Below are 19,565 nucleotides of genomic sequence, written 5' to 3'. Positions count from 1 at the left end.
ACAATCCCGTTTGTTGTTCAGCCTATGGCAGGAAAAAATAATCCCTTAGCTCCCTTGGGGTGGAAAATTCCGTTAGCGCTCCTTATTTGGTCTGTTATGGTGGTGGGTGCGTGTTCGGATACGTCCCCACTGTATTCCTTTTATCCTTCTCCGGACCCTTCCATTTTCTTCATGTTCGGACGCGGACTCCTTCATGGCCTTCTCCCCTATGTGGAAATGGCGGACAGCAAGGGCCCCCTGCTGGTGTGGATTTATTACGCCGCCGCCTGGATTGACGGACATTCATTTGCCGGAATATTCCTCATTCAGTGCGTGACCCTTTTTACGACGCTTTTACTGTCTTGCAGGACGGCGCGCTTTTATCTGTCACGGCGCGGCAGCCTGCTGGCTTCCATGCTGCTGTGCCTGTTTCTGTTTGATTCATTCCCCTTCCAGCGCGGGGGCGGGGTGGAGGAACTGTGCTGGCCGGGGATGGCGGCCGTGGTTTACGGGCTGGTGCGGTATTTCCGGATGCGGGACAGGCGCAGCCTGCTGTTCCTGTCCGGGGTGGCCGGGGTATTTGCCGGGGCTGCCTTCATGATGAAGTTTTCCATAGCCTTTCCCGTGTGCGCCTTAAGCGGGGTTCTGTGCCTGTGGCTGTGGTGGAACGGATGGAAAAAAGAGGCGGCCGAGGCTCTGGGGATGACGGCAGCCGGGCTCCTGGCCGTGGTAGTTCCCTGTTCGGCTTGGCTGGTATTCCACGGCGTTTGGAAAGAGGCGATGAATGAGTACCTGTTGTGCTCCGTGCGTTATGGAACGGTGGCCCAGGAGGCTACGTGGTGGGCCAAACTCCTCAGGCCGGCTCCGGTCCGCTGCCTGTCCGACATACTGATGTGGGCGGCTGTCATCTGGGCTCTGGCAATAGCGGGATGGCGTCAGTTAAAAACGCAAAAAGCGCTCCTGTTCACGGCCCTGCTGTATATCTTCTTCAAGGTGGAGATGTTCAGCGTGTACAACTACTATTACAACTCCATCCTTTCACCCATGATGATCTGGGTGACCATCTTCTTTGTGGCCCAGGCGGAACGGCGCTTTTCCCTGCGCCTGCCGCGGATGGCGGCCGGAACGCTGGCTATTGTCTGCCTCACGGGAGCCGGAATGGCTGCCGGGCTGACGGGGGCCGTCCGGAAAGGAGACTTTGTCTGGAACGGCAGGGATCTTCATTCCCCCGCCGTCCGGGAACGGCTGGCCCCGTTTTCCGGAGCCTCCGTCCTGTATCTGGGCTGGCTGGACAGGGGCTTCGGCATTACCTGGGACTGGAAGCCCTGCGGAAGATATTGGTTCCTCCAGAATTTCCCGTCGGAAGAAATGGTCAGGGAGCAATATAATTACATTGAGCAGGGCCTGCCGGATATCATCCACACCAGTTCACGGGATGATGATTCTTTTCTGCGGCAGCACGGCTATAAGCCTTTGATGCCGGGGCTGGACAAGGGGGAATTCTGGTGCCGGGTGTCGGAAGCGGAAAACAGGCCGTCCTCTGAAGAATAAAAGGACCGCCCCATGGATGAGCCTCTCCTGGGAATGAAATACGGCTTACTTCACCGTTTCATGCTTTTGGCATCCCGGTATAAATTCTTCAGGGCGGAAAGCTCTCATGCTGCGGGATGAGGACGTTCTTTTCCGGCAGTGTCCGGCTTCTTTCCGTATCTTGTCTGCGTTTGGGTAGAACGGGATAATCTGGCCTTCGTCCAGCAGTTTTTTGAGCCGGGAAAGTTCCGGTTCTGTAAAGAACAGTCTGCCGGAATATGCTGAATGGGGAATGGCATTTCTGCCAAAAGGCACTCTAAGAATAGAGGCGTATTGGTCGCTGTTCAATGGCCGCTGTTCAACTTTTATGGAGTTTCATGACCCTGTATCTTGAGCAGTCGCCTGTTGCTGTATCTTGATCCGCGCCCGGGGCGATTTTCAGGTATCCCTCTGAATTCCTTCCGCAGGAAGAGATGCGTTCATGACGGGCCAATGACTTTTCTTCCCCTGCTTCAAAAGAGGCTTTGCTCCGGAGATAATAGGTATTTTGTGGATTGTCCCCAGAGGGAGCCTGATGCCATGATTCAAGGTAAGTCCACATTGAGCCGCCGGGTTCCCATGTTGCGAATTCTCCGGAGCTCCATAACCAGTTTGGAGAGTTCTGCGTTGATTTTACGCTTGGGACTATGGCGCGGCCTCCGGGTTTGTTCTGCAGGTTCTTCTTTCCCTTTTGCTTTCATTTTCATTGTTTCTTTCTGCCTCCGTGTTGAAACGATGTCTATGAATCTCAAAATCAATTATTTGTATCAAAATCGGATTTCCAATCCGGAGACAAGCTATAAATTTGAAAAAAAGCATTTAATACAAAATTCTTTCGGCCATAGACAGAAAATTTGAATAGCCGGAAGACGTGCCTCCGGGAAAGAAACAGATGGGAATTTTCCTATTCTTCCTGTTGGCATCAGGATTTTTCAAGGAACAAAAAAGCTTGTCCTCAAAATGTTGTGGGTTAGTTGCATTGATATTATCTCCCGTTCCAGGGACGATTTTTCTTTCAGGCTGTTGGCGTATGGGCCCTGCCTCCGGATTGGAAATCCGCTAATTTGCATTCATTCCTTACTGGAAAACATGACATTTGTATCCATGAACAACTCAGCTTCAATATTTTGCCTCATGCTAAACTTATCCTGTTCTGCTGCGCTTGCAGTTCCCCTTCCTGAAGAACATTCATCCTCCATGACCACTTCCTCTCCGCGTGCCGCTGCCGATTCCCCGGCTGTAGCCGAATTTAGCCTTTCACGCGTATAACTTCTGAAAATTGCTCCAAATCGACTCATCCGTTCCACATCCATTCAATACCATGAGACCACACCTTCCTTCCTCTTTGCTCCGCTACTTGCTTGCCGCCCTGTTCATCTGCACCTTCCCGGCCGCGTCCGGTGCGGACTACTCTGTGAACAACACCCAGTCCACCATGCCGGGCAGCAACCTGTACGGCACGTTTGAAGAATTGAGGGTATCCGGTTTGCTGCGTGCCGAAGACACGGTTGTCCTGCATAATGACGACTCCACGCTGACCGGAGGCCTGAATCTTCTCATTAGCGTTCAGTCCGGCAACGCGGCGGTAGCGCGCACGCTGGATCTGGCTGGACTGGGAACAACCCCCATGTTTTTCCTGAAGAAAGGAGACCATAGCGCGGACATGAATTCCATCATCTGGGAGAATGCGGGCAACCGGGTTCTGCGTGTGGAGGGATTCGGCAGCAATGCCACTCTGAATCTTACCGGAGCGGTCACGTTCCGCAACAATACGGGAATCTACGATGGTTCCACCGCTCCGGGCGGCGGCGCGATTGCCGTTCAGGGCCAGGGTCTCGCTTCAGTCACGCTGGCTGATCATATCGCCTTCACCGGAAATTACGCATCTTCCTCAAGCGGAACCGTCACAGGAGGCGCGATTCTGGCGTTCTCCAACAACGCCCGCATCACTCTGGGCAACGGCGCCGTTTTCCATGCCAACTATGTTTTGGCTTCAGCCACGGCAGGCGGCTGTGGCGGCGCAATATTCACCAAGGGCGGTTCCTCCTCCATTGAAATAGGCGATGATGCCACGTTTACCGACAACTACGTCCAGGCCGGCAAGTCCAGCTACGGAGGAGCGATAGGCGCCGACAGAAACGCCACTTCCATTACCCTGGGAGACCGCGCGACTTTCAGCGGCAACCATATTTCCACCTCAGCGGACGGAGCTGCCAGCGAAGGGGGAGCGGTCAGTACCTACATCACGATCGGAGACGCCTCCGTCACGCTGGGAGACAGGGCCTCCTTCACCGGGAATTACATCTCGGCCGCCGGAACGGGAAAAGGGGCCGGAGGAGCGATTGCGGTGCGGGCAAATGCGGGGCCTGCGTCCCTCACCGTTGGTGCCAATGCAAGCTTTACGGGCAATTACATCTCCGCATCATCCGGTGACGGAGGCGCAATCTGGATGTCTTCAGGTGGCACCTGCATTCTGGGAGCCAACGTTTCCTTCATCGGAAATTACATTCAGGCGTCTTCCGGCCGCGGCGGCGCGATTTACCTGGGAAATCAACAGCTGACCATTGAGGACGGGGCGAATTTCACGGACAATTACGCGCCCACGGCAGGGGGGGCCATCCTGATCAAAAATACGTCCAACCCCACCCACCAATTCCTGGCGCAGACCCGCGACGTGCTTTTCAGCGGCAACATGACAGGGGGAACCTTCACGCACAGTGATAACGGAACATTTACCGTAGATGGAGGAACAGCCAACGCCATTCATTTTGAAACGCGAGGCTCTTTGCAGTTGGCGGCCGGAGAAGGACGGAACATCCAATTTGACGACCCGATCACCGCAGGGGATTATTCGATCATGCTCACGATCAACCGGTATACGGATGACGGTGGGGCTGATCAAGACACCTCCGGAACGGTCGTCTTCAGCGGAACACGCTATCAGGGTACGGATGCCCATCTGGTCGCCAGCCGTTACAACGACTTCCGGGGAAAGACCACTGTCTGCGGAGGTACGCTGGAACTCAGGGACGGAGTCATTTTCGGACGCACGGGGAGCATGACGGATATGGTAACCTCCTTTACGCTTAATACCGGAGCCACCCTTCGAAGCAAAGGCGCCGCCAGTGAGATCAACGCCGCCTCTATCGTCCTCAACGGCACGGTAGATACCGGTGGCACGCTTGTTCTGAATGGAAACGTCACAGCCGCCGACACGACGCTCAAAACCGGACAGGGAGCCCTCGACCTGAGGAATACCGGAACCAATCTGTTCACGAACGGAGTAGCGCTCAACGAAGGCAGCATCCTGATTAACGGCATGGAACAGATCCGGACCGGCTCTGGCGCGTACATCACTGGTTCCGGCACGCTGGACATTCAGTCCGCCGGCGTCGTAGCCCTCTCGGATTCGCTGACCGGATTTGCCGGAACCATCTCCTTGACCGATACCCGGCTCCGTCCGGACGCCACGGGGCAGGCCGTGCTCGGCACCGCAACTTTGCGACTTGGAAGCGGCTCCGAACTCTCCGTCACGGAAAACTTCTCCATCAGCAAGCTGCATCTGGCCGGAGGAACGCTTACCGTCCACGTAGACGGTGACGCCTCCCGGCTGGAACACCAGCTTTCCGTTTCCGGCAGTCTTGACATCACGTCGGCATCCACGCTGGCCGTCTCCGGCCTGAAAGACAGTCTGGACAGCATCACCCCTCAGCCGGGCTTCCTGGACCGCGATCTTCAGGAACTGGCCCTGGACGGCACCATCAACGCAGACGCCCTGCTGGTGGTACAAGCCGGAAATGTCGCGAACACAACTATTCTGGACCTGGTGGACGCTGATACGGGCGAAGTCATTACCGGTGGAGAGGAACGCGAAGTCACCTATCAGGATACCGTTACCGCGACCTACGGCTATATTGCCGTAGCCGGCACCAACGAGCACAGCGGCCAGACGGGGATCCACCTCACCTACGGACTCAAGGAATTGAATATCCACGATGGGAAAACCTGGATTCTGGCCGCTCCGGCCGATCCGAGCAGCGACCGGACGCTCAGCGCCCGGATCACAGGCAGCGGCGCGCTGCAACTGAACAGCGACGCGACCGGCATCACCATCACCTCCGCCGCGAACCACACGGGGGGGACCCTCATCAACTCCGGCCTGGTTACTGCCGGAGCGGACAACCTCTTCAGCGCCGGAATCCTGGAGGTCAAAGAAGGCGCAGCGTTCGACACGGGCGCCACCGCACAAACCAACAGCGAAGGGTTTATTCTGCAAGGTTTGCTCAAGGGCGGCCAGGCGTTCTCCAACACGGGCGCCATGCATGTCTCCACCAGCGCACAGGTGGAATCGGCACTTGCCAACACCGGAACGCTCCGATTGACCAATACCTCGAACTCAGGGAAGGATTTCCAGTTTTCGGGAGGCCTGAGCGGCGACGGAGGGCATGTGGCCTTTGAAGGAACCGGACGTGACACATTGAAGCTCGGCTCCCTCTCCGGCTCGCAGGCCTTTACAATGAACATCAATCTGGCCGCCGGGACAAGCGACCGCATCGTCATAGCCGGGGAGGCTTCCGGCACGCACACGGTTCATTTCGTCCTGCAAGGCGACATTCCCTCCTCCCCGTCCTTCATATCCGACATGATCACATGGGGCAGCCTGGCGGAAGGCAGTGATGCGGCAACGCTCTTCACCGGAACGCTGGATGCGGGTTTCTACTCCTACGGTCTTAAAATCAACGCTACAGGCAATGGGTACGACCTGTCGCCGCAGGGATACAACAACCTGGGCGGTGTGCTGCTCAATGTGCTCGGGTGCATGAGTACGGGATGGTTCGAACAGCTTGACACTCTTTCCAAACGCATGGGAGACCTGCGCATGGGAGCGGACTTTTACAGGCAGCAGGCCCAACAGGACAAGAATGCCGGAGAGGCTCCCAGGGGGCACTACTGGGCGCGCACGGCTTCCGGGCGCACGGATACGGACCTGGGCATTGCCGGAGTCTGCGGCTTTACGGAATACCATTATGGGGCAGACAGCGGCGCGGACTGGATTGTTGCGTCCGGAAGAAACAGCATGCTGGCTGCCGGCCTCTTCGGAGGCTATCGTCGAAGTGACCGCAGCTTCCATGATGGCTGGGGAAGCAAGGGCAGCACGGACAGCGGCTACGGAGGCCTTTACGCCTCATGGCTGCACAGCAGGGGGTGGTTTGCGGACGCGGTTCTCAAAGGGACGAGTTACAACGCTTCATGGACCGCGGTCCAGCCTGGAGGCTCGGAACGGGGCAGCTACGACAACTGGGGATTGGGAATGAGCCTGGAAGCCGGGCGGCAGTGGAGCAGCGCCAAAGGATGGTTCCTGGAACCCTCCGTGCAAATCGCATGGCTCCACTCCGGTTCCACGCATGTCGTCACGAACGCAGGCCTGGATGTGACGGGAAGCGCAGCTGACATCTGGCAATTTGCCGGGCGTCTGCGGGCCGGACGCACATGGAGCGTCAACGGAGGCAGCCAGTTGGTGCAGGGCTACGTGAAAACCGGCGTTGCGCAGCAAGCAAGCAATGGCGGTGAAGTAAAGGCCGCCGGCAACCAGTGGCGTCCGAATACGGATGGAACCCGCGGCATGGCCGGTTGCGGCGTGGCATGGCAGCTCAGCGCCCGCGATCAGGTGCACCTGGATTACGAATACGTTTACGGGGACAAATACGATCGTCCTTGGACGATCAATCTGGGGTACACGCGGAGCTTTTAAGCACAAAAGACTTCATGTCTCTTCTTCCACCCGGCAAGTTTCCGCTTGCCGGGTGTTCCGTTTCTGCTGGTCCTCCCGGAAAGGCTTTCCTGCTTATTCATTTACCCTGGTAGGGGAATCCATTCCGGAAAACAGGGGGGCCATAAAAATAGACGGCTTTTTCTGCGGGCCGGTCGCGAACGGCACATGTCTCCGGGTTTTTACGGTAAACGTGGGAGACGTAGCTGGAGGACGCGGAATGTGGCCATGCCATCCCGTTGCCGACGAGGGCCCCCCCTTGCTGGCGCCGAGCCGGGATGCCGCCTGTTGGAGTGAGAGTTCCGATTTCTCATGGATGGGCGGAAAGCCTTCTCATGAGGAATAAAAAAGGACCGCTTCATTCATGAAGCGGTCCTGAAGGTTGGAAAGATTAGTATTTGACGCTTAGTGTGCCTTGCAGAATTCTTCAAAGCGGTCCAGCGCTTCCTTCAGAATGTCCAGCGTGGTGCAGTAGCTGATGCGGATGGCCTTGTCATTGCCGAAGGCGATGCCGGGGACGGCCGCCACCTTGTAGCGTTCCAGAAGCTTGTCACACAGGTTCAGGGAGGTGAGGCCCAGCTTGCTGGTGTCCACAAAGAAGTAGAAGGCTCCCTGCGGTTCCACGACGCTGACGTTGGGAATGGCGTTGAGGCGGGAGAGGACGTACTGGCGCCGCATGTCGTATTCGTCACGCATGTCGCTGATGAAGCTCTGGTCTCCCGTGAGGGCTTCAATGCCTCCGTACTGCGCGAAGGTGCAGACGTTGGAGGTGGTATGGTCCTGAATCATCTGGATGGCCTTGGCAATGGGGGCCGGAGCGGCGGAGTAGCCCATGCGCCAGCCGGTCATGGCATAGCCCTTGGAGAAACCGTTGATGGTGATGGTCAGGTCGTACAGTTCCGGGCTCAGGGAGGCGATGCTGACGTGCCTGGTGTCCCCGTACACGAGGTGTTCGTAAATTTCGTCAGCCAGGATGAGGATGTCTTCGCTCAGGGCCACTTCACCCAGGGCGCGCAGTTCTTCTTCTGAATAAACGGCTCCGGTCGGGTTGTTCGGCGTGGTGAGGATCACCATCTTGGTGCGGGGGGTCATGGCTTCCTCAAACTGTTCCGCAGTGAGCTTCCAGCCGTTTTCCGGCGTGGTTTCCACAATGACGGGGATGCCGCCGCACATGCGGACCATTTCCGGATAGCTGACCCAGTACGGGGAGGGGATGATGACTTCGTCCCCTTCGGAGACGGTCGCCATAATGGCGTTGAAGCAGGCGTGCTTGGCTCCGGCGCCCACGGTGATCTGGCTGGGATCGTATTCCAGGTTGTTTTCCCTCTTGAGCTTGTCGGCAATGGCCTGGCGGAGTGCGGGCAGGCCGGCGGAAGGAGTGTACTTGGTGGCTCCGTTATTCAGGGCCGTAATGGCTGCCTGCTTGATGTTTTCAGGGGTGTCCATTTCCGGTTCACCGCCTGCCAAACCGTAAACTTCTTCACCGGCGGCCTTCATAGCCTTGGCCCGGTTGGTCACCTTGAGGGTCAGGGAAGGGGTCAATGCAGCAATGCTGGGGGAAATCATGTCCATTGTTGTGGTGCGATCGTAGAATTTTGAATGCCCTGGCGGAAAACAGGCTATTCCCCGCACAGGCGGAAAAACTTTACTAAGTGAGCGCACCCCTGGCAAGGAGAATGCTTGATGAGGCCATTCTTTTTCTTGCTGGGAGGGCGCCTCCTTTCACGGAAGGGAAGTTTCCCGTCAGCGTTTCATGAATTTGGCGCGCACGGCGTCCAGTTCCGGCGTTTTCAGCAGGAAGGCCGCCGCCAGGTAAACAATTCCGGCGCAGCCGCAGACCAGGGAGATGCCCAGGAGCCTGGCCGGGAAGGACCAGTCCAGGAAGCCCTGGAGGAACCACGTTTTACCCGCCCAGCACACGGCTCCCAGCAGGATTCCCGCCGCCAGGATGCGGCCCAGGCCGGAAACCAGCGTCCGGCCGTCCACCCCGCCCAGCTGGCGGCGCAGGTAAAGGAAGTAAAAGAGGAAGTTGAAGGTGGTGACCACGGAGGTGGTCAGCGCCAGCCACGCCGCGTTTTTATGCAGGCCGTAGACAAACCAGTAGTTGAGGCCGATGCTGATGGCCAGCGCCACGGCGGCGGCAATCAGGGGAACCCAGCGTTTTTCCAGAGCCAGGAAGACGGGTTGCACCACCTTGGTTCCGGCATAGCCCAGCAGTCCCAGGGAGTAGGCGCCCAGTACCTCCCCGGTGTAGCGCACGGCCTCCTGGTTGAAGCGGCCCCACTGGTACACGGAGGAGACGAATTCCGTTCCCAGGATGAAGAGGATCAGGAAGGCGGGCACCGCAAAAAACGCCACCAGCCGCAGCCCCTTGGCGATGTGGACGGCCACTTCCTTTCTGCCGTCCCCCACCATCATGCGGGAAACGGCGGGGAGAACCACCATGCCCGTAGCCACGCCGAAGAGGCCCACGGGAAGCTGCCAGAGGCGGAACGCCGTGGTCAGGGCGGTAACGGAGCCTTTCTGGAGGTCCAGGGCAAAGCCCGTATTGATGAAGATGGTGAATTGCGTAACGCCGGAAGCCAGCACGGAGGGGAGCATGAGCCCCCAGATTTTACGCACGCGGGGATCGTCCCAATGGAAGTTGGGCTTCCACCGGAAGCCGGTTTTGCGCAGTTTGGGAAGCTGCACGGCAATCTGGGCCGCCCCACCGATCGTGACGCCGCAGGCAAAACCGTACAGGGCCTTTGGGCCGAAGGAGGGGTCAATGAAGTACCCGATCAGCAGGCCGAACAGGATGGAGGTGACGTTGAAGGCGGCGGAGGCCAGCATGGGCAGTCCGAACACCCCAACCATGTTCAGCGCCCCCATGACGAGGGCGGACAGGGAGGCGAAGCCGATGAAGGGCCACATGATGCGGCTCAAGTCCGTGGCGAACAGCTGGTCCGTCAGGGAATGGTCCCCGCTGTAAAGGGCCTCCATGACGGGCCCGGCAAACAGGATGCCCAGCGTCACGATGGCGACCATCAGCGTGGAAAGCTGGGTGGCCACCTTGTTGGTCAGTTCCCAGGCGGCCGCGTCCCCTTCCGCCTCCCGTGTTTTGGAGGCCACGCTGGTGTAGGACTGGGACAGGGCTCCTTCCGCAAACAGGTCCCTCAACAGGTTGGGGATTCGGAAGGCCGTGTAAAAGGCGTCCAGCACTCCCGTGGCGCCGAACAGGGAAGTGTACACGATTTCCCTGGCCATGCCTGTCAGACGGCAGGCGAAAATGGCGCCGGAGGCTACCAGGCTGTTCCGCATCAGGGACATGAAGGAAGAGGGCTTACTTGAATAGTTGGCGGCAGTACGGCTCCACGCGCTTCATGGCCGGGTGGTCCTTGACGGCCTGGTCGCGGTCGTCCCGGCAGGAGAAGAGGTACAGGGCGTAGCCTCCGTAGCCGCCGCCCAGGTATTTTTTGGCAAGGGCGTTCGGGATGTCCGGCAGGGGCTGCATTCCTTCGTCAAGCTGAACGCTGTAGTACAGGGCCACGCCTGCGGCCAGGGTGTTGATGTTGCGTTCCAGCACGCCGGTGCGGGCAATGAGGGAGGATTGGGAGATGCGCACGTAGTCCCGCTGTTCGTCCGCCATTCTGGGCGTGTCATGTTCCTCGCCCGTGTACAGAATGGCCATTCTCCCTTCCAGGAAGTCGCCGGTGCCCTTCACGTCCAGCACGGGGGAACTGCCGGAGCGCCACACGCACAGCCCCGTTTCCGCAATGACGGCGGGGTCCTGCCAGCCGACGCCCAGGGCGAGCTCGGAAGCGACCGGGTCGCGCCCCTCCAGCATGGCCCACGCGCCGCTGCCGCCCAGCCCGGAACGTTTTTCATACGGCCATTCGCAGAGGGAGACCATGGGGGTGATGGCGCAGTTGACCACATAGGAGCCTTTTCTGGCGTAGCGGGGAACGTCCAGCCAGCCTCCGGCGAAGTCCACGCGGAGCGGGACGGAGGAAGGGGCCTTGATCCGGTTCACCAGCATGGTGGTGGAAACGGGGGCGAATTTGGGGGGCGTCTTGGGAAGCACCACGTAATTCGCGCCCACGCGGGCGCACAGCTCCTTCTTGATGCCGCTGTAAAGGTCGTCCTCCGTCACGGCCAGGACGTCCGGTTTTTCCTGAAGAAATTCCTCTTCAAAATCCAGGCCCTTCTTCATGCCCGTGCCCAGAATGACCTTGTCCACCATGCGCAGGCTCTCCAGCAGCACCTTCTTGTGCTCGTCCGGAATGGACGGCTTGCGCTGCTTGTGGTGCCACAGCACGGGTTCTGAGGCGAAGGAGACGATCAGGTAGTCCCCCAGGGCGCGGGCTTCTTCAAAAAACTGGATGTGACCGGCGTGGACGATGTCATAACAGCCCGAGACGAAAACTTTTTTCATGCGCGTGGTGATAGATAATTAGTCCACGGCAGTATGCCCTATTGCTCCGCCGGATGCAAGAGCCGGGTGGAAGTACGCTAAAAAACGGCACGGACCGCAGAAGGCCCGTGCCGTTGGGAAAAAGAAAAATCAATGTCTGCCGGAACCGGTCAGGAAGCCATGGCGTCCTGGTAGCGGCGTTCCACGTCGTCCCAGTTGATGAGGCGGCAGAAGTCTTCAATATAGTCCGCCCGGAGGTTCTGGTGCTTCAGGTAATAGGCGTGCTCCCAGACGTCGCAGACGAGGATGGGGACAAGGCCGGGAATTTCCAGGTTCTGGTGCTTTTCCGCGCCGCAGATCACCAGCGTCTTGCTGATGGGGTCCACGCCCAGGATACCCCAGCCGGAGCCTTCCACTCCCTGGGAGGCGGCCTTGAATTCCTTCATCATGGCTTCCAGGGAACCGAATTTTTCCTTGATGGCGTCCACCAGGGGGCCCTGCGGCTCCTTCTTGGGGTCCGGCGTCATGTTGGTCCAGTAAATGGTGTGGAGGACGTGGCCGGAAACGTTGAAGGACAGGTTGCGCACCCAGTTGGTGGTGGCGGAAGCGTCCAGCTTGCCGTCCGCAATTTCACGGAGTTTTTCGGCCGCGGCGTTGGCGCCGGCTACATAGGCCGCATGGTGCTTGTCATGGTGGATGCGCACGGTCTTTTCATCCAGCATGGGTTCAAGCGCGTCGTAGGCGTACGGAAGGGGCGGTAACACGTACTTGCCGTCGGCATAGCCGACCGTGGAGGGATCTTGCTTTTTAGTCATCTTGTGCTGTGGTTGTATGGATGGCCCTGTTGCCCGGGCCTGGCTAATTGTTCCCAGCGCCGCCAGTGAGGAAAGGGCGATGAAACGCCTTCTGTTCATGTCCGCGCCACGGGAATTCATGGAAGTTTGGACATGGATGGATTTGGAGTTGTTCAAAAAACCTGGAGCATCGGGCATTTTTTACTCTTTTTCACCGGAGAGGGGAAGTTTTCTACCTTCTGGCGGCCGCGGCGGGGCCCTGGGCTCCGTAGGCGCTGATGCCCCTGACGGCAACGGACCCCGCATCCCCCAGGAAGGATTTGGGCAATGTCACCCGGGTCTGGCTGCCCGGCAGCAGGATGCGCGTGGCCCACTGGCTGCCGTAGCGCGCCTGGACGGCCCATTTCCGGGAAGGGCTGCCGGACGGCTGCCAGGAAAGGGTGACGGTGGAGCCGTTGTCCGCCACGTAAAAGTTCCGCGGCTGCCCCGGAGCGCCGGTCCCGCACCAGGGCATGGCGGGCGGAACGGCCATGGAGGGGTACAGCCTGTTCAGGTATTTCTGGATGCCTCCGGCATTCCGCATGATGGATTTGATGCTCCAGAAGCACTGCCCGGGGGCGCTTCTGGCCAGGGAGCGGGAATAGTTGACCTGAGCGGCGATCTCAGAGGCGGGGCGCCCCGGGTCCTCGCTGCTCATGATGCGCGCGGTGGCGATGCCGGGCCACACCGGGCGGCTCGTGTTCTGGGCGGCCCACCACTGCATCAGGGCGGGAAAACTCTGCTTGGACGGGTTGCACCGCCAGTAAAGCTGCGGGGCAAGGTAATCCACCCAGCCTTTGGAAAGCCACTTGCGGGCGTCACAGGCAAGGTGTTCGTAGGCGTCCACTCCGGCCTCAATGCCGCCGGGAACGCCGGGGCGCCAGATGCCGAACGGGCTGATGCCCACGCGCACCCAGGGCTTGGAGGACTTGACGGACTTGTACATGTCCTCCACGAAGTCGTCAATATAAGCCCGCCGCTGGGAAGGCGTCTTCCCGTCACTGAAACTGCGGGGGGACCAGGGATGGCCGGGAGAGGGGTAAGGGTAGAAATAGTCGTCCAGGTGTACGCCGTCAACATCGTAGCGGCGCACGACGTCCAGGATGACCTTCAGCGCGTGGTCCCGTGAGGCGGAGGCGCTGGGATTCATCAGTAGCACGGAGCCGTTGCGCTTCATCAGGTCCGGGCGCGTGAGGGAAATGTGGTTGCGCCCCACGGCGTGCTTCACATTGGCCTTCGCCCGGAAGGGGTTGAACCAGGCGTGCAGTTCAATGCCGCGGCGGTGGGCCTCCTGGATGGCGAAAGCAAGAGGGTCATACCCCGGATTGACGCCGGGACCGGAGAGCCACTGGCTCCACGGCTCCAGGGAGGATTGGTACAGGGCGTCCGCGTTCGGCCGCACCTGGAGGAACACGGCATTCAGCTTCAACTGGGCGCAGGTATTCAGGATCGTCAGCAGTTCTGCACGCTGGGCCGCTCCGGAAAGTCCGGAACGGGAGGGCCAGTCAATATTGTGGACGGTGGAAATCCACGCGGCGCGGAATTCCTGGGGAGCGGCGGGCACGGCCTCTCCGGATGGCTGCCACCCCAGCGCCTGGGAGGCCAGGGCCAGCAGGGAGCAGGAAAGGGCGTGGAAAAGGGGAAATCTGGTCATGACGGGATGGTAGGGATGCTTCCGGGCCATTTAACCCCTATTGGGGGATTCTGTCCATGGCGGATACCGGAGGTTCCGTCATGGAAGGGCACCCAGGTGCGGCATTCAGCGGGAAGGGGACGCGAGGCTGTTCACCAGGTGGGCGTTGAACCCGGCGCCGAAGCCGTTGTCTATGTTGACCACGGACACGCCGTTGGCGCAGGAATTCATCATGGCGAGCAGGGTGGTGACTCCGCGGAAATTGGCTCCGTACCCCACGCTGGTGGGCACGGCGATTACGGGGGACTTCACCAGGCCCGCAAGCACGCTGGGGAGCGCCCCCTCCATGCCCGCCACGGCGACCAGCACGGTGGCCCGGCGGATGGAATCCAGGTGGGAAACCAGGCGGTGCAGCCCCGCCACGCCGCAGTCCCGGTACCGGAGCACGCGGCTGCCCAGGAACTCCGCCGTCAGCGCGGCTTCCTCCGCTACGGACTGGTCAGAGGTGCCCGCGCTGACGATGCCGATGAAGCCTGCCGTCTGCGGTGCAGGCCGCAGGATGATGCGCATGAGGCGCGCTTCCGGGCGCATGTCCGCCTCCGGAAAGGCGCGGCGCAGATGGTCCTGGGCTTCCCCGCTCAGGCGCGTGGCCAGCACGTTCTGCCCGGCGGCAAGCAGGCTGCGGGCTATCTCTTCAATCTGGCCCGGAGTCTTTCCGGCGCCGTAAATCACTTCCGGGCATCCGGTGCGCGCCAGCCGGTCATAATCAATATCCGTATGGGCGGCGGCGGGGGCTGTGGCGCTCCGGATTCTTTCCGCCGCTTCCTCCATGGAAAGGCGTCCTTCCTTAAGCTGATGCAGGATGTCGGTAATCTCGTTCATGACGGTTCATTCATGCTGCCTCTGGAATACCCTTCCAGGTCCAGGGCAATGTGGCGGAAGCCCAGTTCCCGCAGGCGGCGGGCTACGGGCCCGGCAAGCTCCGTGTCCAGGAACAGGCGGCGTTCCGCCTCCGGAAGTTCAATGCGCGCCAGGTCATCCCCGTGGACTCGGACTCGGCAGCCTTTCAGCCCCAGGGAACGGAGGAACGTTTCCGCCTTGTCCACGCGTCTCAGCATGGCTTCAGTGACGGGACGGTTGTGCTCCAGCCGGGTCAGCAGGCAGGCGTAGGCCGGCTTTCCGCTGACGGACTCCGGCAGGCCCAGTTCCCGTGCCAGCTGGCGGATGTCCGCCTTGCCCATGGCGGCTTCCAGAAAAGGATTCAGGATGCCCAGCTCCTGCAGGGCCTTGCGCCCGGGGCGGTAGTCGCCCAGGTCATCCATGTTGGAGCCGTCCGCCAGCAGGGGGAAGCCCGCTTCCCCGGCTCTGGCCTTCAGGGCGGAAAACAGGGCGTGCTTGCACAGGTAGCAGCGCAGGGGAGGATTGTCCGCAATGGAGGCGGGGAGGGGGAAGGTGAGCTTTTCCTGCCTGACCTTCAGGCTGCGGCACAGCTCCGTGCCGTCCCGCATTTCCTCCTCCATCACGTAAGGCGTTTGTGCGGTCAGGGCCAGGCAGCGGTCCGGCCCCAGCACCTTTGCGGCGGCGGCCAGCAGTACGCTGCTGTCCAGCCCGCCGGACAGGGCCACGGCGATGCGCTCCCTGGGAAGCAGGACGGAGCGCAGCCGTTCAAACGGGGTCTGTGGAGGCGTCGTCATGGGAGGGAGGGGGAAAAAGCCCCATCAATTGGCACTGTTCCAGGGACAACCCGGTGGCTTCCGCCAGAGTCCGGCAATCTTCAAATTCCGCCTTCCTGTGATGGGGGCGTCCGTTCATGAACGAGGTCTTTACGTGGACTGTTCCGTGCGGAGTGCCCACGGGGGCGCTCTCCCTCCGCAGAATGTGGCGGCTTGCCGCGTGCTGGCGTATCCCCGGCGTGCTGCTGTGCAGGAAGAATGTCTCCCGCACGCGGTCCGCCTGTTCCGGCAGGCACAGGGCGCAGACCTTCACCGCCAGGCGCCCCTTCTTCATGCAGATGGACTCCTGCCAGGCGTCCAGCGCGCCGGCCTCCATCAGCTTTTCCGCCAGGTAGGCGGTCTGTTCCGGCGTCATGTCGTCTATATTGGCGCACAACTCCGTCAACAATTCGGGAGCAGGTTCCGCTTCTTCCGTTTCCACCAGCATCACCCGGAGAATATTAGGCAGGGGGAGCCCCTCGCGGTGGCCTATGCCGTACCCGGTTCCGGTAATGCGGCCAGCCAGCGGGGCGGGGACGGGTTGCGCCATGGCGGCGATGAAAGCGGCTCCGGTGGGGGTGGTGGCCTCATGGGCGGTTCCGTTCAGGGTGGCCTGGAAATGGCGTGCCAGCAGGGCCGTGGCGGGGGCCGGAACCGGCATTGTCCCGTGCTGGCACCTTACGGTGCCGGAGCCCAGCTCCACCGGGCCGGTGAAGATGGCGTCCGCCCGGAGCAGCTCCAGGCAGATGGCGGCGCCCGTGATGTCAATGACGGAATCCACCGCACCCACTTCATGAAAATGGACTTCCTCCGGCGTGGTGCCGTGCACCTGGGCTTCCGCCTCCGCCAGCAGGGTGAAAATGGAGAGGGCCGTCCGCTTCACGGCGTCTGAAAGGCCGCTTGACTCAATAAGTTTGCGGATATCCGCCATGGTCCGGTGATGGTGTGCGTGCCCGTGGCCGGAATGGCTTTCCTCCTCCGTCACCACGTCAACCCGCGTTCCCTGGATGCCGGATTGCGCGGCCCGCCTGCACTCCAGTCTCCATTCCCCGTGCACGTGCAATTTGGACAGCTCCCGTTCCAGGCTTTCCCTGTCCACGCCCAGATCAATCAGGGCGGCCAGGTTCATGTCTCCGCTGATGCCTGCGCTGCAATCATAGACCAAGGCTTTCATGATGGGCAGTGTAGGGGGAAAACCTCCCGGCTCAAGGCCAAAGTGAGCCCTATCTCCGGAGACTTCCCTGCATCCGGCGGCGCTGCTTTAATGGCCTGGCGCGCAGCCATGCAGAGATGACCTGTGAAATACATTGCTAGAGAACTCCAAATATGCCACAATCCGTGCGGCGCTGACCAGCGCCGGCCCTCGTCCCATATCATGTCTATCCCGTTCTTTTCCAAATTACGATCCCAGAAGCACTATCTTCAACTGGTCAAACCGGAATTGAAGCAGGTTTCTGAGTTTGTGGAAGCCCAGGCATCCTGTTTTGACCCGGAAGTAACCGACTACATGGAAACAGTATGCCAATCCAAGGGGAAAATGCTCCGGCCTGCCCTGGTTCTGCTGGTAGCCGGCGCCACGGGCGGCGTCAAGGAAGCCCACATCCGGCTGGGAGCCCTGCTGGAAATGGTGCATTTGGCCTCACTCGTGCACGATGACGTGATTGACGAGGCCGACAAGCGCCGTGACGAGGCCACCGCCAATGCCCTGTGGGGCAACAGCCTGGCCGTACTGCTGGGGGACGTGCTCTTTTCCCATGCCATGGTGCTGGGCACCGAATTCGGCAGCACGGAATTCTGCCGCAGGCTGGCGAACACCGTCAGGGACGTGTGCCAGGGGGAAGTAGCCCAGTCCAGCCGCCTGTATGACCTGAGCATGACCCGCGATGAATACTTTGAAATCATCCGGAAAAAAACCGCCTCCCTGTTCTCCGCCGCTACGGGCGGCGCGGCCTGGATCTCCGGAGTGGCCCCGGAAGTGGAAAAATCCCTGTACCAGCTGGGAGACCTGCTGGGCGTGTCCTACCAGATTTACGACGACTGCCTGGACATGGTGGGCGATGAAGACGACGCCGGCAAGACGCTCCACACGGACGCCACCAAGGGCAAGCTGACTCTCCCCATCTTCAATCTGCTGGAATGCGGGGACAGGAACGTGGAAGCCACCCTCAGGGACGCCATTGAAAACCGTGAAGTGATTGATTACTCCGCCTTTCAGGACAACCCCGTTTTTGCAGAAGCCCTGGACAAGGCGATCCAGGTGGCCCTGGAGAAAAACGAGGCTGCCCGTGAAATCCTGTGGCTCCTCCCCCAGACGGAATACCGTGAGGCCCTGGCGGAAATGACCTTCTACATGGACGAGCTGCTTAATAACTGCAGGATATCTTGACATGGCCGCGCTTGGTGGATAGTTCAGGAGGTGACGATTCCCCGGTTGCTGTTCTGTGCCTAATTTTCCCCATTCAGCGTTCTGATGGCTATTAAGTTCATTGTGTGATAAAGCGTAGAAGGGTTTAAAATATAGATATTAGTAAGATCCCTTATCAGAATAAATTGGATAATTATTTATAATTAGGACAAATCTATTCGTGGCATGGTCTTTATGAAAAAGGATGGCCTAGTTATGCTTTTAGCGTTTCGATAAAAATCGAATATCTTAAAATTTAAATCCTATTCAAGTTTTTTTGCATATTTAAAATATCTGAAAAATTAAGTTTTTTATTTTTGTTGAAATTTATGAAAAAACAAGAAAATTGTTTGAATCATACTATTATTGTTCCTAATGAAAATAATGGGAAAAAGATGTTGCTTTATAAGTATGTAAATCTATATTCACTTATGCAAATCATTGAGCATTGTGATATGAAAATCTCTTTTCGAGAAGATGCCAATGATCCTTATGAAATGTTAGAACAAGGTATTTATCCAGGGGATGTTATTGGGACATATAGAGAATATGGATTCATATCGTTATCAAGAAGTAATGATGTTCCTTCGTTATGGGGAAATTATGCTGATAAATATTCAGGAGCTTGTATTGAAATAGAAATGCCTTATTTCAGAAATGAATATGTTGAAGGTATGATGGATGACTTTGGTATATCTATGTCAAATGGATACCGAGGTTTGTGTAGATTTGCTTTAGAGCGCTCTAATTTAGCTCAGCAGCCTCAGATATATATAAATAAATATCGTTACTTTAATGAAAAAGATTTAAGAATATATATTGGAGGTGGTGACTTCTTAGTTAAATGCCTTTATACTGGCTCTGAAAGATTTAAATGTGATGCTAGTGTACTCCCTAACGATGAAATGCTTATAATGTTTGGAACATTGGGGCTCAAAGATTATACTTGGGAATATGAACAAGAATATCGTGTCCCAGTTATGAAAAGAGCAGCTACCCGATGCAGTTTTTCTGATGATCGTATTATGTATTTTTCTGATACAATTATGAGATTTGTAAAGAGAATAATTTTAGGGCCAAAATGTAAGTATTCAGTAGAACAAATTAATGAATATCTCCAAACTCATAAAGGAATTAATAATCATAATTATTTTACTGATATAAAAATAACTCAAGCAAAATTTTCAAAGACAACCTTTTCTCTGGAAATAGATGATTAGGTATTCACTTACTAAATTTATTCATTACACATTGGAACTTTTGCACACTGCT

The 19,565-nt window shown here is 58.2% G+C and carries 12 protein-coding genes; 4 read left to right on the top strand and 8 right to left on the bottom strand.

Translation table 11 applies throughout. The annotated features are described in order from the left end of the window. Positions 1–171: 171 nt before the first annotated feature. The gene (locus HHJ06_RS09010; protein WP_215429005.1) at positions 172–1,530 is read left to right on the top strand and encodes a glycosyltransferase family 39 protein; all 1,359 of its coding nucleotides are present in this window, start codon (positions 172–174) and stop codon (positions 1,528–1,530) included. A 1,339-nt stretch (positions 1,531–2,869) separates the two neighbouring features. Beyond that, entirely contained in the window at positions 2,870–7,300 is a 4,431-nt protein-coding gene (locus HHJ06_RS09005) for an autotransporter outer membrane beta-barrel domain-containing protein (protein ID WP_215429004.1), read from the top strand. Between the two features lie 423 nt (positions 7,301–7,723). Here the strand turns inward: HHJ06_RS09005 and HHJ06_RS09000 are convergent, their stop codons facing one another. The 8 genes from HHJ06_RS09000 to larC all read right to left on the bottom strand — a co-directional run bounded on the left by HHJ06_RS09000 (position 7,724) and on the right by larC (position 17,063). Then, entirely contained in the window at positions 7,724–8,890 is a 1,167-nt protein-coding gene (locus HHJ06_RS09000; protein ID WP_022396643.1) for a pyridoxal phosphate-dependent aminotransferase, read from the bottom strand. Between the two features lie 171 nt (positions 8,891–9,061). After that, positions 9,062–10,627 carry a murein biosynthesis integral membrane protein MurJ gene (murJ, locus tag HHJ06_RS08995; protein ID WP_215429003.1) on the bottom strand — a complete coding sequence of 522 codons (1,566 nt, stop codon included), beginning with the start codon at positions 10,625–10,627 and terminating at the stop codon, positions 9,062–9,064. A 13-nt stretch (positions 10,628–10,640) separates the two neighbouring features. Continuing rightward, positions 10,641–11,732 carry an adenylyltransferase/cytidyltransferase family protein gene (locus HHJ06_RS08990; RefSeq protein ID WP_215429002.1) on the bottom strand — a complete coding sequence of 364 codons (1,092 nt, stop codon included), beginning with the start codon at positions 11,730–11,732 and terminating at the stop codon, positions 10,641–10,643. 149 nt (positions 11,733–11,881) lie between these two features. Further along, positions 11,882–12,526 (bottom strand): superoxide dismutase, encoded by a 645-nt coding sequence (locus tag HHJ06_RS08985; protein ID WP_215429001.1) that lies wholly within the window; start codon positions 12,524–12,526, stop codon positions 11,882–11,884. A 211-nt stretch (positions 12,527–12,737) separates the two neighbouring features. Then, positions 12,738–14,198: a glycoside hydrolase family 10 protein gene (locus tag HHJ06_RS08980; RefSeq protein WP_215429000.1), complete on the bottom strand. Its 1,461-nt coding sequence runs from the start codon at positions 14,196–14,198 to the stop codon at positions 12,738–12,740. 105 nt (positions 14,199–14,303) lie between these two features. Further along, positions 14,304–15,059, bottom strand: coding sequence for a nickel pincer cofactor biosynthesis protein LarB (larB, locus tag HHJ06_RS08975; protein WP_215428999.1), 756 nt, complete (start codon positions 15,057–15,059; stop codon positions 14,304–14,306). After that, a complete protein-coding gene (larE, locus tag HHJ06_RS08970; RefSeq protein ID WP_215428998.1) occupies positions 15,056–15,871 on the bottom strand; it encodes an ATP-dependent sacrificial sulfur transferase LarE in 816 nt (271 codons plus the stop codon). Before larE ends, larB begins: the two co-directional genes overlap by 4 nt. After that, the gene (larC, locus tag HHJ06_RS08965; protein ID WP_215428997.1) at positions 15,843–17,063 is read right to left on the bottom strand and encodes a nickel pincer cofactor biosynthesis protein LarC; all 1,221 of its coding nucleotides are present in this window, start codon (positions 17,061–17,063) and stop codon (positions 15,843–15,845) included. Before larC ends, larE begins: the two co-directional genes overlap by 29 nt. Before the next feature lie 201 nt (positions 17,064–17,264). On the opposite strand from larC, the gene HHJ06_RS08960 reads away from it, so the two are divergent. Continuing rightward, positions 17,265–18,275 carry a polyprenyl synthetase family protein gene (locus HHJ06_RS08960; RefSeq protein WP_215428996.1) on the top strand — a complete coding sequence of 337 codons (1,011 nt, stop codon included), beginning with the start codon at positions 17,265–17,267 and terminating at the stop codon, positions 18,273–18,275. A gap of 347 nt (positions 18,276–18,622) precedes the next feature. After that, complete coding sequence (locus tag HHJ06_RS08955) at positions 18,623–19,513, top strand: DUF2971 domain-containing protein (RefSeq protein WP_215428995.1); 891 nt, start codon at positions 18,623–18,625, stop codon at positions 19,511–19,513. The last annotated feature ends 52 nt before the right edge of the window (positions 19,514–19,565 follow it).

This window comes from Akkermansia muciniphila, assembly GCF_018709685.1.
GTDB classification, from domain to species: domain Bacteria; phylum Verrucomicrobiota; class Verrucomicrobiia; order Verrucomicrobiales; family Akkermansiaceae; genus Akkermansia; species Akkermansia muciniphila_E.
This window is presented reverse-complemented; position numbering and strand designations above follow the sequence as displayed.

Excerpts from the sequence above, each read along its gene's own strand:
- HHJ06_RS09005 (WP_215429004.1), top strand. The coding sequence starts at position 2,870 with ATGAGACCACACCTTCCTTCCTCTTTGCTCCGCTACTTGCTTGCCGCC.
- HHJ06_RS08985 (WP_215429001.1), bottom strand. The coding sequence starts at position 12,526 with ATGACTAAAAAGCAAGATCCCTCCACGGTCGGCTATGCCGACGGCAAG.
- HHJ06_RS09000 (WP_022396643.1), bottom strand. The coding sequence starts at position 8,890 with ATGGACATGATTTCCCCCAGCATTGCTGCATTGACCCCTTCCCTGACC.
- larB (WP_215428999.1), bottom strand. The coding sequence starts at position 15,059 with ATGAACGAGATTACCGACATCCTGCATCAGCTTAAGGAAGGACGCCTT.
- HHJ06_RS08980 (WP_215429000.1), bottom strand. The coding sequence starts at position 14,198 with ATGACCAGATTTCCCCTTTTCCACGCCCTTTCCTGCTCCCTGCTGGCC.
- HHJ06_RS08955 (WP_215428995.1), top strand. The coding sequence starts at position 18,623 with ATGAAAAAACAAGAAAATTGTTTGAATCATACTATTATTGTTCCTAAT.
- larE (WP_215428998.1), bottom strand. The coding sequence starts at position 15,871 with ATGACGACGCCTCCACAGACCCCGTTTGAACGGCTGCGCTCCGTCCTG.
- HHJ06_RS08990 (WP_215429002.1), bottom strand. The coding sequence starts at position 11,732 with ATGAAAAAAGTTTTCGTCTCGGGCTGTTATGACATCGTCCACGCCGGT.
- larC (WP_215428997.1), bottom strand. The coding sequence starts at position 17,063 with ATGAAAGCCTTGGTCTATGATTGCAGCGCAGGCATCAGCGGAGACATG.
- murJ (WP_215429003.1), bottom strand. The coding sequence starts at position 10,627 with ATGTCCCTGATGCGGAACAGCCTGGTAGCCTCCGGCGCCATTTTCGCC.
- HHJ06_RS09010 (WP_215429005.1), top strand. The coding sequence starts at position 172 with ATGTTCGGACGCGGACTCCTTCATGGCCTTCTCCCCTATGTGGAAATG.
- HHJ06_RS08960 (WP_215428996.1), top strand. The coding sequence starts at position 17,265 with ATGTCTATCCCGTTCTTTTCCAAATTACGATCCCAGAAGCACTATCTT.